This window comes from Actinoallomurus rhizosphaericola (assembly GCF_024055675.1).
Taxonomy (GTDB): domain Bacteria; phylum Actinomycetota; class Actinomycetes; order Streptosporangiales; family Streptosporangiaceae; genus Actinoallomurus; species Actinoallomurus soli.
The window spans coordinates 730,372-743,099 of the sequence record NZ_JAMXMW010000001.1; the positions used below are offsets into that span (position 1 = coordinate 730,372).

Genomic DNA, 12,728 nt, shown 5'->3' on the forward strand with positions numbered 1-12,728 from the left:
CGTCGTCAGCCATCATCCCGCGTCGGCTCGCGAACGATCCGTTGTTCGCTGAGGGAGTCGGGTGGGGCGGTGGGCGCGGGCCCGGCGCGGGGAGTCGCCGGGCCCGCGGGTCCGTCAGCCGCAGCGGTAGAGGGAGGAGCCGCTGGTCTCGGTGGAGCCGTTGCTCTGGGTGGATCCGCCGTACTCGGAGGACTTCACGGCGGTGCAGTTCTTGGTGACCCAGGAGGTCACGTCGGAGTTGCCGCCGCCGTCGGGGCCGCCGCGTCCGCCGAAGCCGCCGCCGGTCATCACGTAGTGGAGCTTCCCGGCCTTGACCAGCTCCTGGAGCTTTTGCGCCGTCATGGCCCTGTCACTGCCGCCGAAGCCGAACATGGAGATCACCGGCTTGCCGGTCTGCAGGATGAGCGACGCCGCGCTCTGGGAGTTGCTGACCGCGACGAGCCAGGTCGCGTCGCCCTGGTTCTTCTCCAGGTAGGAGATCATCTGCGAGTTCGGCTCCCCGCCCATGCCGGGACCGCCGCCCGGGCCGCCCAGGCGGCCCGCCGCCCGGCCGCCGGACGCGCTACCGCCGGGGGCGCCGCCGGGCGCTTCGCCGCCGCCCGGGAAGCCGCCGCGGAAGCCGCCGTTCTCCTCGATGCGCTGCCGGATGGCGGCGGGCAGCTGACCGCCGCCCGGCATCCCGCCGCGCATGCCGGGGAAGCCCATGCCGCCGGAGTTCGGGCCGGCGGTGGGGTTGCTGCCGTTCGCGTGACCGCCGGCGGCCGAGACGGCGAAGGCCGCCGGCCCGGCGAGCCCGGCCACGAGGCCGGCGACGGCCGCCAGGACGCCGAAGCGGGCGAGGGCGCCCGGGCCGAGGCGGGTGGCCAGCAGGCCGATCACCGCGACCACGGTCAGCCCCGCGATCACCCAGGCCAGCCACGGGTTCCAGTCCGGGGTCCGGCCCAGGAGGACGAAGGCCCAGGCACCGGTCACCGCGACACCGACGGGCAGGACCCAGGGCCAGGCGCCGCCGCGCCGGCGGGCGCGGGTGAGCTCGACGGCGCCGATGCCGGTCAGGGCGGCGATTCCCGGGGCCATGGCCGTCGTGTAGTAGGGGTGCATGATGCCGCTCGCGAAGCTGAACACCACGAAGTGCAGGGCCAGCCAGCCGCCCCACATCACCAGCGCCGCCCGCGCCAGGTCGGTGCGCGGCCGCCTCCAGTAGAGGACGAGCCCGGCCACCAGCGCGATCGCGGCGAGCGGCAGCAGCCAGGAGATCTGACCGCCGAGGACGTCGTTGAACATCCGCCCGATGCCGGACTGGCCGGAGAAGCCCCCTCCGCCTCCGGGCCCGCCACGGCCGCCGCCTGGCCCGCCGCCGCCCGGTCCGCCGCTCTCGTTGCCGGTGATCCGGCCGATGCCGTTGTAGCCGATGACGAGGTTCCAGGCGGTGCCGTCCGTGCTGCCGCCGATGTAGGGCCGCCTGCTCGCGGGGATCAGATCGACGATCACCATCCACCAGAAGCTCGACACCGCCAGGACGACCCCGGCGGCCAGCAGGTGCCCGATCCGGCGGAGCAGGCCACCGTGGGCGAAGAGCAGGTAGGCGAGGGCGAGTGCCGGCAGCAGGATGTAGGCCTGCAGCATCTTGGTGTTGAACCCGCAGCCGAGGAAGAACGCCGAGGCGAGCAGCCAGCGCAGCCGTCCGGACTCCAGCGCCCGCTGGCAGGCCCACGCGGCCAGGGCCAGCAGCAGCACGAGCAGCGTGTCGGGGTTGTTGTCCCGGTTGATCGCCACGGTGATCGGCGTGAGCGTCATGACGAGCGCGGCGATGACGCCCGCGACCGGTCCGAAGGCCCGCCGGACCGTCGCGTACACGACGGCGATCGCCGCGACGCCCGTGATCACCTCGGGCAGCAGCAGGCTCCAGGTGCCGAAGCCCATGATCCGGGCGAAGATCTCCTGGACCCACAGGGCCATCGGCGGCTTGTCCACCGTGATGAAGGACCCGGCGTCAAGGGAGCCGAAGAAGAACGCCTTCCAGCTCTGGGCGCCGCTCTTGACGGCGGCGGAGTAGAAGTCGTTCGCGTAGCCGCCCCCGGACAGGCCCCAGGCGTACAGCGCGGTGGCCAGCGCGAGGACGGCCCACAGCGCGGGACGGGTCCAGCGGGGGTCTTCGGCGGAGCCGAGCGCGAGGCGTCTCAGCCGGCCATCGGGCGGCGCCTGCCGGGCGCCGACGGGTTCGGACAGCTGCGTGGTCAACGGGACTGCTCCTGAAGGACGGGCTCCGATCCCTCCGCGGCGCGGCGCGGGTGGAACACCCAGGCGCGCAGCAGGACGAAGCGTACGACGGCGGCGAACAGGTTGAGGGCGAACAGCGCGCCCACCTCGACGAGACGGGACGCGTCCGGGGAGGCGGTGTTCAGCGCGGCCAGCCCGGCGGTGCTGATGGCGAGGCCGACGAGGAAGGCGACGCCGCCCTCCAGCTGGTGCCGTACGGCTCGCCGGCGGCCGCGGACGCCGAAGGTGAACCGGCGGTTCGCCGCGGTGTTGGCGATCGCGGCGAGGAAGTAGGACACGACGTTCGCGGCGACGACCGGCATGAGGAAGCGCAGCAGCGCGTACAGGACGAGCTGGGCGACGGTGCTGATGACGCCGATGACGGCGAAGCTCGGCAGCTGCCGCTTCATCCCGGTCGGCAGCCGGGCCTCTCGCGTGCGGGTGGGGACCGGCACGTGGAAGGCGCCGGACAGGACGCGCCGGGCCACCCGCGCCATGCCGCGCAGGTCGTCCGCTGCCGTACGGACGACGTCGACGCGGCTGTCCGGGTCGTCGACCCAGTCCACCGGCACCTCGTGGATGCGCAGGCCGTTCCGCTCGGCGAGCAGCAGCAGTTCGGTGTCGAAGAACCAGGCTTCGTCCTCGACGGCGGGCAGCAGGGCCCGCACGATCTCGGTGCGGCCGGCCTTGAACCCGCACTGGGCGTCGGAGAAGCGCGCGGCGAGCGCCGTCCGCAGCATCAGGTTGTAGGTACGGGAGATGAACTCCCGCTTCGGACCCCGTACGACGGCGGAGCCGCGGGACAGGCGCGTGCCGATCGCCAGGTCGCTGTGGCCGGACACCAGCGGCGCGATCAGCGGGAGGAACGCGTGCAGGTCGGTGGACAGGTCCACGTCCATGTAGGCGACCACGTCGGCGACGCTGGTGCTCCACACGTGCCGGAGCGCCCGCCCGCGTCCCTTGCGGTCCAGGTGCACGGCGTCCACCTCGGGGATCTCCAGCGCGAGCCGCTGCGCGACCTCCCAGGTGCCGTCGGTGCTCGCGTTGTCCGCGATCGTGATCACGAAGCGGTACGGGAAGGTCGCGCGGAGGTACGCGTGCAGCCGGCGCACGCTGGCCGCCAGGACGTGCTGTTCGTTGTAGACGGGGATGGCGACCTCGACGAGCGGGTCGCGGGGGTCTTCCTCGGTCGTTGCCGGGGGACGCCCCAGGAGGCTGAGCCGGGAACGCACGGCTGAACCGTGCGCCGGCCCGGACCCCGGGGGCGCCACGGAGGTCGTCAGCTCGGTCATGGGGACCAAGCTCGCGACTCATCGTGGGAGCCGCCTGAGCCGTCTGTGAAGCGGGGATGAGAAACCGGCTCTCATCGGTCTCTCATCGTCCACAAACGGCGGGCTGAGCTTCCGCGGGCACGCTGGAGTCAGGAGAGAAAGGGGGCGGCCATGAGGCTGAACCCGGGGGACGCGGACATGACGCCCGACTCGGGCATCGAGGTTCCCGCATTCACGGTGCTGGTGATCGGTCCGGGGATCGACGCCGTACGGCTCGCCGCGCTGACGCCCGAGCCGATCGAGGTCTCGGCGGGCGTCGCCGACCCGGACTGCGTCGTCCTCGGGCGCCCGGACGGCGAGCGGGTACGCCGCGTGGTGGCCGACCACCCCCGCGCGCTGGTGCTGGTGGTCGCGCCGCTAGCCCCGGCCACCGGCGTCTTCGCCGCCGGCGCGGCCGCCTGCGTCGGCGACGCCGACCCGCGGCTCGTCGCGGCCCAGCTCCGCGCCCTGTGGCGGCGTCGCGGACCCCGGCAGGCGGAGCCACGCCAGCGTGCCGCCGCCCTCGGCGGGGCCCAGCCGGACCTCGCCTCCCGCGTCCGCGACGGCGCGGGCGACGATCGCCAGCCCCAGCCCTGACCCGGGCAGGCCGCGGGCGGACGGGGAGCGCCAGAAGCGGTCGAAGACGTACGGCAGGTCCTCGGACGGGATGCCCGGCCCCTGGTCACATACGGTCAGCTCGCCGCCGGCCAGCCGCACGGCGACCGTGCCGTCCGGCGGGCTGAACTTCACGGCGTTGTCGAGGAGGTTCACCACCGCCCGTTCGAGGGAGGCCGCGTCACCGCGGACGTACCACGGCGAGACGTCCTCCTCGATGCGCAGGCCGGGGCCGCGCAGCCGCGCACGGCGCAGAGCGTTGGCGACGGCCTCGTGCACCGCGACGTCCTCCTCGACGCGGGTGCCCGCGGCGGGCTGGGGCCGGGACAGGTCGAGCAGGTCGCCGACGAGGTGGGTGAGCTCGACCAGTTGTTCCTTGACGTTGCCGAGGAGCTTCTGCTTCTGCGCGGCGGGCAGCGGCCGGCCGGTCGTCTCGCTGCGCAGCATGAGGTCGATGTTCGTGCGCAGGCTGGTCAGCGGTGTGCGGAGTTCGTGTCCCGCGTCGACGATCAGCTGCTGCTGGCGTTCGCGCGCGCTGGCCAGGGCGCGGGTCATGCTGTTGAACGACCGGCTCAGCCGCGTGATCTCGTCGTGGCCGTCGGCCGGGATCGTGGTGGCCAGGTCCTCGGTACGGGCGATGTGCTCGACGGCGGCGGTGAGCCGGTCGACGGGGCGCAGCCCGGCGCGGGCGACGAGCAGGCCGGCGGTGGCCGCGCCGAGGACCCCGACGGCGGAGACGACGACCAGCAGCACGGCGAGGCTGTCGAGCTTCTCGTTGATCGGGTCGAGGGGCTTGGCGATGGACACCGCGACGCCGCTGTTCGGGTCGCGGTGGGTGAAGATCCGCATCGGGGTGCCGCTCCGGGTGCGGCCGTCGCGGCGGACGAGGTCGAGCAGGCCCTCGGCGACCTGCACGTCGCTCTTCGCCGGCACGAGCGGGTCGGTGGTGTCCGGCGGGCTGCACGTGGTGCCGTCCGCCCGTACGACCTGCATGGTGGGGAGGAAGTCGCGGAACCGGTCGTTGCCGCCGCGGGGCGGCTGCGTGCAGATGTCGGCCACGGGGTTGGTGTCCCGTCGCAGCGGGCCGCCCTGGCCGCCGCCCGGCGGCCCGCCGCCGAAGCCGGCCTTGGGGCTCGACAGCGACTGGTCGAGCTGCTCGACGAGCTGGCGGCGGACGATGAACCAGCAGCCGATGGCGCAGGCGGCGACCGCCACGGCCACGGCCAGGCTGGTCAGCACGGCCAGCCGGGTCCGCAGCGACATCCGGGTGATCATGCTTCGCGCAGGACGTACCCGACACCGCGGACGGTGTGGATGAGCCGCGGCTCGCCCATCTTGCGCCGCAGGTACATCACGTAGACGTCGAGAGAGTTCGAGGCGGGTTCGAAGTCGAAGCCCCACACCGTCTCGAGGATCTGCTCGCGGGTGAGCACCTGACGCGGGTGCGACAGGAACATCTCCAGCAGCGTGTACTCCGTACGGGTCAGGCCGAGCGCGCGGTCGTCCCGGGTGACCTCCCGCGTCAGCGTGTTCATCCGCACGCCGGCGTACTCCAGGACGTCTCCGGGCTCCTCGGCCGGCCGGGAGGCGAGCGCGCTGCGCCGCAGCAGCGCGCGGACCCGGGCCAGCAGTTCGTCCAGCTCGAACGGCTTGACGAGGTAGTCGTCGGCGCCGGAGTCCAGGCCGGTGACCCGGTCGCCGATGGTGTCGCGCGCGGTGAGCATGAGGACCGGCACGGTCTCCCCACGGGCGCGCAGCCGGCGGCAGGTGGTCAGGCCGTCGAGGCGGGGCATGAGGATGTCGAGCAGAAGCAGGTCGGGCTTGACGGCGTCCAGCTTCTCCAGGGCGTCCAGCCCGTCCACCGCGGTCTCCACCTCGTAGTCCTCGAAGGCGAGGCTGGTGGCGAGTGACTCTCGGACGGCGGGTTCGTCGTCCACGACCAGGATGCGCACGCTCCGACGTTACCGGCGGTTCGACCTGGGGAAACCGGAGTGAACGGTCACGGGGCGCTTTCTCATGTAACTCTCAGAGGGCCGCGCTCGACGGCTCAGGGGAACTCGACCTTGACGGCCTGCCGGCTGGCGACGAAGCGCGGGTTCCACACGTACAGCCCGAGGTCGTCCTGCTTCGTGCCCTTGTCCACGCCCATGTCGGTGGCGACCCGGACGAGGTAGCTGGCGCCGGCCGGGATGAACTGGTCGCCGTCCTGGGACCGGGGCGCCGGGAACCCGAGGGTGTCGATGACCTGGGTCGTGTCCGGCAGCGTGCACATGTCCGACGGAGCGCCGGGCTGGGGCATGCACCGGCCCGTGCCCGCGACGCTCGCCGGCAGGACGGAGCGCTTGACGAACAGGTCGGCCGGGAAGTCGAGCAGGGCGGGCCGGGTGCCGGTGTTGGTGATGACGTAGTCGATGTAGGCGAGGGTCGCGCCGTCCGGTGGCGGTGTCCTGTTCCCGGAGAGCGGCTTGTCGGCGGTGCCGGACTCCACCGCGGCGACCGAGTAGATGTAGCCGTCCGGGGTGGTGAGGTCGAGCTTGGGGCCCGGCTTGAGCTGGGCGAGGGTCCGCCCGTGGGAGGTCCCGGCCGCGGCGGCGTCCGTCTTGGCGGCCGCGACGGTGCCCGGATCGCGCGGGGAGTGGGTCTCGTGGGCCCGTACGGCGAAGATCAACCCGGCGACGGCGGCCACTCCGACGACGCCGGTGACGGCGCCCGCGATGCCGAGGCGGGCGGCGTTCCCGGCTTTCTTCCGCCGATGTGAGCGGTGGCTCGCTGGCATTGATCATCCCGGTTCGATGGCTGCGTGCGGGCGGGGCGGAGCCTCGCATCGATCGTTTGGAGGGGACAAAAGATAGCAAAGCAGGTCGGAACCGGGAATTACCGCAGAGATGACCGTTCGTCAGGGCACCATCCACGACAGAATGGCGTTCGCCTGCAAAAGGACCAGCACGCACATGCCGGCCAGAAAGACGAGACTCCAAATGATCACTCGGCGGAGGATGTCGCCCTCCCGGCCGTCCAGTCCGACCGCCGCCGCGGCGATCGCCAGGTTCTGCGGAGAGACCATTTTGCCGAGCACGCCGCCGGAACTGTTGGCGGCCGCCAGGAGCACCGGTGACAGGTCGGCCCTGCCCGCGGCGGCCACCTGCAGGGCGCCGAACAGGGAGTTCGAGGACGTGTCGGAGCCGGTCACCGCGGTGCCGAGCCAGCCGAGGATGGGGGAGAGGAACGCGAAGAATGCCCCCGCGCCCGCCATCCAGGTGCCCAAGGTGATCGTTTGTCCCGACGCGTTCATCACGAACCCCAGCGCCAGGACGAGCATGACGGTGAGGATCGCCCACCGCAGCCGCACCAGCGTGTCGCGATAGGCGCGCAGCGCGCCGCGGACCGATATCCGCAAAATGATCATGGTGAGCAGCCCGGCGGCCAGCATCTGGGTGCCCGGAGACGTCAGCAGGTTCAGCGTGAAGGTCGGCAGGGAAAGCGGTTTGCCTGCCGCGCTCTCCAGGTGCAGGCCCGGCCATTGCACCGTCAGCGTCGCCCTGCCCAGAGCGTTCTTGACGGCCGTTATCTGGCAGACGACGAACACCACGATGATCGTCGCGTACGGCAGGTACGCCCGCAGGACCTCCCGGCGATCGTCGGACCGGGCCACCCGCTCGGCGAACTCCGGCGTCGGCTCGTCCGCCGCGCCGCCCGCCATCACCGCCTGCCCGCCCGGCCGGGGCCGCGCCCGTACCATCGCCACCGCCGCCGCGACGGACACCAGCGCGGCCACCACGTCCGCCAGCGGAACCGACACGAAGTTCGACGTCGCGTACTGCGCGACCGCGAAGGCCACCCCGCAGCCGAGCGCGGTCGGCCAGGTCTCCCGCAGGCCGCGGCGCCCGTCGACGATGCCGACCAGCACCAGCGGCACGAACAGCGCGAGGATCGGCGTCTGCCGCCCCACCATCGCCCCGAGCGTGTCGCTGGACTGCGACGTCACCTTCCCGAGCGTGAGGACCGGGGTGGCCATCGCCCCGAAGGCCACCGGCGCGGTGTTCGCGGTCAGCGCCAGCACCGCGGCCTTCAGCGGCCGGAACCCCAGCGCGATGAGCATGACCGAGGTGACCGCCACAGGCGTGCCGAACCCCGCGAGGGCCTCCAGCAGCGCGCCGAAGGAGAACGCGATGATGATCGCCTGAATCCGCTGGTCGTCGCTGACCCGCGCGAACGACCTGCGGAGCACGTCGAAGTGCCCGGTCTCCACGGTCATCGTGTAGACCCAGATCGCGTTGATCACGATCCACAGGATCGGGAAGAACCCGAACGCCGCGCCCTCCGTCCCCGCCAGGGCCGCCTGCCCGGCCGGCATGCCGTACGCCCAGACCGCGACGGCCAGCGCGACGGCGAGGGCGACCAGCGAGGCGATCCACGCGCGCATCCGCAGGCCGCCGAGCAGCACGAACAGCGTCAGCAGCGGCAGCGCGGCGACCAGCGAGCTCCACGCGAGGGAATGGGCGACGGGATCGAGCACCTGACGGAACACGCTCACCTCCGGGAGAGAAACGACTCCTTGCCGATCCCCCGAATGGACGCGTCCAGGACCTCCGCCGTGTGGGCCACCGGCAGTTCCCGTCCACGGCGGCGCAGGGCGGTGGTGATCTGCAGGGTGCAGCCGGGGTTCGCGGCGACGAGCAGGTCCGCGCCGGTCGCCGCGACGTTCGCCGCCTTGCGGTCACCGAGCTCGCCCGCCGCCTCCGGCTGCAGCAGGTTGTAGACCCCGGCGGACCCGCAGCAGAGCTCCGGCTCGGCGACCTCCCTGACCCGCAGGCCGGCGATGTCGCCGAGCAGCCGCCGGGGCTGCGCGCGCACTCCCTGAGCGTGCGCGAGGTGGCACGCGTCGTGGTACGCCACGGTCAGGTCCAGGGGGTGCCGGGTGGCGCGCGGCCCCAGCTCGGCCAGGAACTCCGCCAGGTCGCGGGTCCGGGCCGACAGCGCGGCCGCCCGCCCGGCCCACTCCGGGTCGCCGGCCAGCACCGCGCCATAGTCCTTCATCGCCGACCCGCACCCGGCCGCGTTGACCACGACGACGTCCACGTCCGCGAACGCCTCGATCACCCCGCGCGCGAACGCCTTCGCCTCCTCCGCCCGGCCGCTGTGCAGCGACAGCGCCCCGCAGCAGCCCTGACCCTTCGGGATGACGACGTCGCAGCCCTCCATGGCCAGGACACGAGCGGTCGCGGCGTTCACGCCGGGGAAGAACTCCCGCTGCACGCACCCGGTCAGCATCCCCACGACGGCCCGGCGCTCGCCGCGGGCGGCGACGCGCTCCGGCAGCCGTACGTGCCGGGCCGCGGGCGGCGCAAGGCGCTCCATCGCCGCCAGGGTCGGGGAGATCCGCTCCAGGAGCGGGCCGAGGTCCAGGGGCAGCCGCCGGTACGCGCGCAGCGGCCCGCGCAGCGCCCGCAGCCGCCGCGGATACGGGAACACCGCGAAGATCATTTCGCGCAGCAGCCGCTCGCCGCGCGACCGCGGATGGTCGTCCTCGACCCGGGCCCGCGTCAGCTCGATGAGCCGGTCGTACCGGACCCCGGACGGGCAGGCGGTCACGCACGCCATGCAGCCGAGGCAGCGGTCGACGTGCTCGACGGTCGAGTCGGTCAGCGGCCCGCCGCGCTCCAGCTGGTCCATGAGGTGGATGCGACCGCGCGGCGAGTCCATCTCCTCGCCCCACAGCACGTACGTCGGGCAGGTCGGCAGGCAGAACCCGCAGTGCACGCAGTCGTCGAGCAGCTCCCGGAACTCCTTCTCCATCAGAATACTCGGAGGCGGCCGTCGGCTTCAGACAACGGAAGAATGTCGTCTCTGACCGATTTGCTCTTTGGTTTCACCATCGAATTTCCTTCTCCGCCAGCTATGAATAGGTGATGCTGTTATAACTGGTCGTATGGCCTGCCGGACACATACGCCCTCCGATGTGGCGTACGTAGGGCTGTGCTCGGAGTACCGCCGTCCGTTCGTTGGAAGGCGAGCGACGACCCGCTCTGGGAGTTTGATCCGCGCCAGAGCCGGCAAGTATGGGGTGGTCGGCGCCATCTGGGCTCAGACATTGCGGCATGACCCCGAGGCCCAGGATCAGCGCCCCTCTCAGGAGGGTCGCCGTGCGTAGGTCGTTCAAGTTCTTGTTGCGCCCGACCCGGCACCAGCAGACCGTGCTCGTCGCATGCTTGGAAGATCACCGACAACTTTATAACGCTGCTCTCGAACATCGCCGCACCGCCTATCAAAGGGCAGGGGTGACCGTTCGGTACGGTGACCAGTCGAGGGAGTTGAGACACCTCCGTGTCGATGACCCTGGTGGGCAGGGACGGTGGTCGTTCTCCTCTCAGCAGGCCACGTTGCGACGGTTGGAAAAGGCGTTCGCCGCGTTTTTCCGTCGGCTTAAGGCCGGGCAGACGCCGGGTTTTCCCCGGTTCAAAGGGCGGGGCTGGTTCGACACCGTTGAGTGGCCCAAAGATGGTGACGGCTGCCGGTGGAATTCTCAACCGGAGCATCCGAGGGCGACGTATGTGCGTTTGCAGGGCATCGGGCATGTCCGCGTGCACCAGCATCGGGCGGTACGTGGCCGGGTTAAGACGATCGCGGTCAAACGCGAAGGCGACCGCTGGTACGTGGTGCTGTCGTGCGATGACGTCCCCGCCCGGCCGCTGCCTTCGACCGGCGTTAAGGCCGGGATCGACATGGGGGTGGCCTCGCTGGTCACTACCAGCGACGGTGAGCACGTTGCTAACCCACGCCACTTGGAGGTGGCCGCCGAACGTCTGGCAAGCGCACAACGAGACCTGGCCCGAAAGAAACGGGGGTCCAAGCGCCGCCGCAAAACGGTCGCACGGGTGGCGGCCTTGCACGCCAAGGTCCGCCGCCAACGCATCGACGGCGCGCACAAGGCCGCCCTGGCGCTTGTCCGTTCCTATGACGTGATCGTGCATGAGGATCTGCGGATCGCCAACATGACCCGCTCGGCGTCCGGCACGATCGATGCCCCTGGCCGAAACGTCGCGCAAAAGTCCGGCCTGAACAGGTCGATCCTGGACGCGGGTTGGGGGGTGTTCTTGACGGTCCTCGCGCACAAGGCTGAAAGCGCCGGTCGCGAAGTGATCGCAGTGAACCCCGCCAACACCTCCCGCAGCTGCTCCCGGTGCGGGCACTGCGCCACCGACAACCGTCTCACCCAGGCCAAGTTCGCCTGTACGGCCTGCGGGCACGCCGCGCATGCCGACGTGAACGCGGCGATCAACATCCTGAGGGCAGGGCTTGCCCTTCGCGACGACGCGCAAGCGGCCTAGCGAGAAGCCGCTCCCTCCACGGAGCGGAAGAGTCACCAGATCCCTCCCACGAAGCGGCCGGGCGCCAGGCGGTGCTCGGGATCGAACTGGTCCTTGACCCGGCGCATCAGCGGCAGCGCCGGGACCGGCCCCCACCGGCCGAGCCGTACGCCCGCCGGCGCCGCGAGCACGACCGCCGAGCCGTGGCGGCGCAGCCGTTCGAGGACGTCGTCCGCGCCGTCGGCGGGTAGGGCCGCATGCCACACGCCGCGCCCGGCCGACCCCCGGATCCGCGCCGCGCCGCCGAGCTCGCCGAACAGGTCCGCGAGGGCGGTGGGCAGGGCCCGAACCTCGGCCAGCACCTCGCCCTCGGGGAGCCGGCCCCACCAGACGGGCGGCTCCTCGCCCGCCCGGCCGCCGATGAGCGCGCACGCCGCCTCCGCGCGGGGCGGAACCCCGTCGGGCACGCCCTCGAACAGCGCGGCGACGGTGATCGGACCGGGCCCGTCCACCTCGATCGCGGCCGGCACCAGCGCCGAGCGCAGCAGGGCCTGCACCATGGCGAGGGCCTGCCCGGCGTCGGCGGCGGTGGCCGAGACGTACGCAATGGCGCGCGGCAGCGGGTGCAGCCGGAACGCCGCCTCGACGATCAGGCCCAGCGTCCCGTACGAGCCGGTGAACAGCTTGCCGAGGTCGTACCCGGCGACGTTCTTGACGACCTTGCCGCCCGCGTGCGCGACGACCCCGTCCGCGCGGACGACCGTGACGCCGATCAGCAGGTCGCGCGCCGAGCCGTACAGCAGCCGGCGCGGCCCGGCGGTCCCCGTCGCGAGGACCCCGCCCACGGTTCCGCCCGGCGGCAGCGGGTCGAGGGCGAGCTGCTGCCGCGACCCCGCGAGCGCCTCACGCAGGTCGTCCAGGGCCAGTCCGGCCTCGGTCTTGACGACGAGGTCCCCGGCGGCGTGCTCGACGATCCGGTGCAGGCGGCGCGTGTCGACGAGCAGGTCGCAGCCGTCCGGCGGCGCGCCCCAGTGCATCTTCGTTCCCGCGCCGCGCGGTACGACCGTGAGCCCGTGTTCGGCGGCGGCCCGCATCAGCTCGGCGGCCTCCGCGACCGTCCCGGGCTCGGCCACGTACGACGGCGTGACCCCCTGCACGGCGTCGCCGTCCTCTCCGGGGCGGACCTCGCACGCCTTGGCCAGAGCGTCGAGCGCGCTCATCGAGGCACCACCGGCCG

10 protein-coding genes are annotated in these 12,728 nt (G+C 72.3%); 1 reads left to right on the forward strand and 9 read right to left on the reverse strand.

The window, feature by feature from the left end; all coding sequences use genetic code 11:
- Positions 1 to 114: 114 nt before the first annotated feature.
- The 8 genes from NE234_RS03495 to glcF all read right to left on the reverse strand — a co-directional run bounded on the left by NE234_RS03495 (position 115) and on the right by glcF (position 9,980).
- The gene (locus NE234_RS03495; RefSeq protein ID WP_252777071.1) at positions 115 to 2,241 is read right to left on the reverse strand and encodes a glycosyltransferase family 39 protein; all 2,127 of its coding nucleotides are present in this window, start codon (positions 2,239 to 2,241) and stop codon (positions 115 to 117) included.
- The gene (locus NE234_RS03500; RefSeq protein WP_252777074.1) at positions 2,238 to 3,491 is read right to left on the reverse strand and encodes a glycosyltransferase; all 1,254 of its coding nucleotides are present in this window, start codon (positions 3,489 to 3,491) and stop codon (positions 2,238 to 2,240) included. The genes NE234_RS03495 and NE234_RS03500 overlap by 4 nt, the downstream gene beginning before the upstream one ends.
- Before the next feature lie 188 nt (positions 3,492 to 3,679).
- Entirely contained in the window at positions 3,680 to 3,961 is a 282-nt protein-coding gene (locus NE234_RS03505; protein ID WP_252777076.1) for a hypothetical protein, read from the reverse strand.
- On the reverse strand, positions 3,948 to 5,447 hold the full coding sequence (locus NE234_RS03510) for a HAMP domain-containing sensor histidine kinase (RefSeq protein WP_252777078.1): 1,500 nt from the start codon (positions 5,445 to 5,447) through the stop codon (positions 3,948 to 3,950). Before NE234_RS03510 ends, NE234_RS03505 begins: the two co-directional genes overlap by 14 nt.
- Before the next feature lie 8 nt (positions 5,448 to 5,455).
- Positions 5,456 to 6,130: a response regulator gene (locus tag NE234_RS03515; protein WP_252777417.1), complete on the reverse strand. Its 675-nt coding sequence runs from the start codon at positions 6,128 to 6,130 to the stop codon at positions 5,456 to 5,458.
- A 101-nt stretch (positions 6,131 to 6,231) separates the two neighbouring features.
- Positions 6,232 to 6,960 carry a hypothetical protein gene (locus NE234_RS03520; protein ID WP_252777081.1) on the reverse strand — a complete coding sequence of 243 codons (729 nt, stop codon included), beginning with the start codon at positions 6,958 to 6,960 and terminating at the stop codon, positions 6,232 to 6,234.
- Positions 6,961 to 7,080: 120 nt separating this feature from the next.
- Positions 7,081 to 8,718 (reverse strand): L-lactate permease, encoded by a 1,638-nt coding sequence (locus NE234_RS03525; protein ID WP_252777090.1) that lies wholly within the window; start codon positions 8,716 to 8,718, stop codon positions 7,081 to 7,083.
- The gene (gene glcF, locus NE234_RS03530) at positions 8,715 to 9,980 is read right to left on the reverse strand and encodes a glycolate oxidase subunit GlcF (protein WP_252777093.1); all 1,266 of its coding nucleotides are present in this window, start codon (positions 9,978 to 9,980) and stop codon (positions 8,715 to 8,717) included. Before glcF ends, NE234_RS03525 begins: the two co-directional genes overlap by 4 nt.
- 302 nt (positions 9,981 to 10,282) lie before the next feature.
- Between glcF and NE234_RS03535 the strand changes: the two genes are divergently transcribed.
- Positions 10,283 to 11,512, forward strand: coding sequence for an RNA-guided endonuclease InsQ/TnpB family protein (locus tag NE234_RS03535; protein WP_252777095.1), 1,230 nt, complete (start codon positions 10,283 to 10,285; stop codon positions 11,510 to 11,512).
- Positions 11,513 to 11,544: 32 nt separating this feature from the next.
- Here the strand turns inward: NE234_RS03535 and NE234_RS03540 are convergent, their stop codons facing one another.
- Entirely contained in the window at positions 11,545 to 12,711 is a 1,167-nt protein-coding gene (locus NE234_RS03540; protein ID WP_252777097.1) for an FAD-binding oxidoreductase, read from the reverse strand.
- Positions 12,712 to 12,728 lie beyond the last annotated feature (17 nt).

Coding starts and splice junctions, on each gene's coding strand:
- NE234_RS03510 (WP_252777078.1), bottom strand. CDS start 5,447: ATGTCGCTGCGGACCCGGCTGGCCGTGCTGACCAGCCTGGCCGTGGCC.
- NE234_RS03520 (WP_252777081.1), bottom strand. CDS start 6,960: ATGCCAGCGAGCCACCGCTCACATCGGCGGAAGAAAGCCGGGAACGCC.
- glcF (WP_252777093.1), bottom strand. CDS start 9,980: ATGGAGAAGGAGTTCCGGGAGCTGCTCGACGACTGCGTGCACTGCGGG.
- NE234_RS03535 (WP_252777095.1), top strand. CDS start 10,283: ATGACCCCGAGGCCCAGGATCAGCGCCCCTCTCAGGAGGGTCGCCGTG.
- NE234_RS03540 (WP_252777097.1), bottom strand. CDS start 12,711: ATGAGCGCGCTCGACGCTCTGGCCAAGGCGTGCGAGGTCCGCCCCGGA.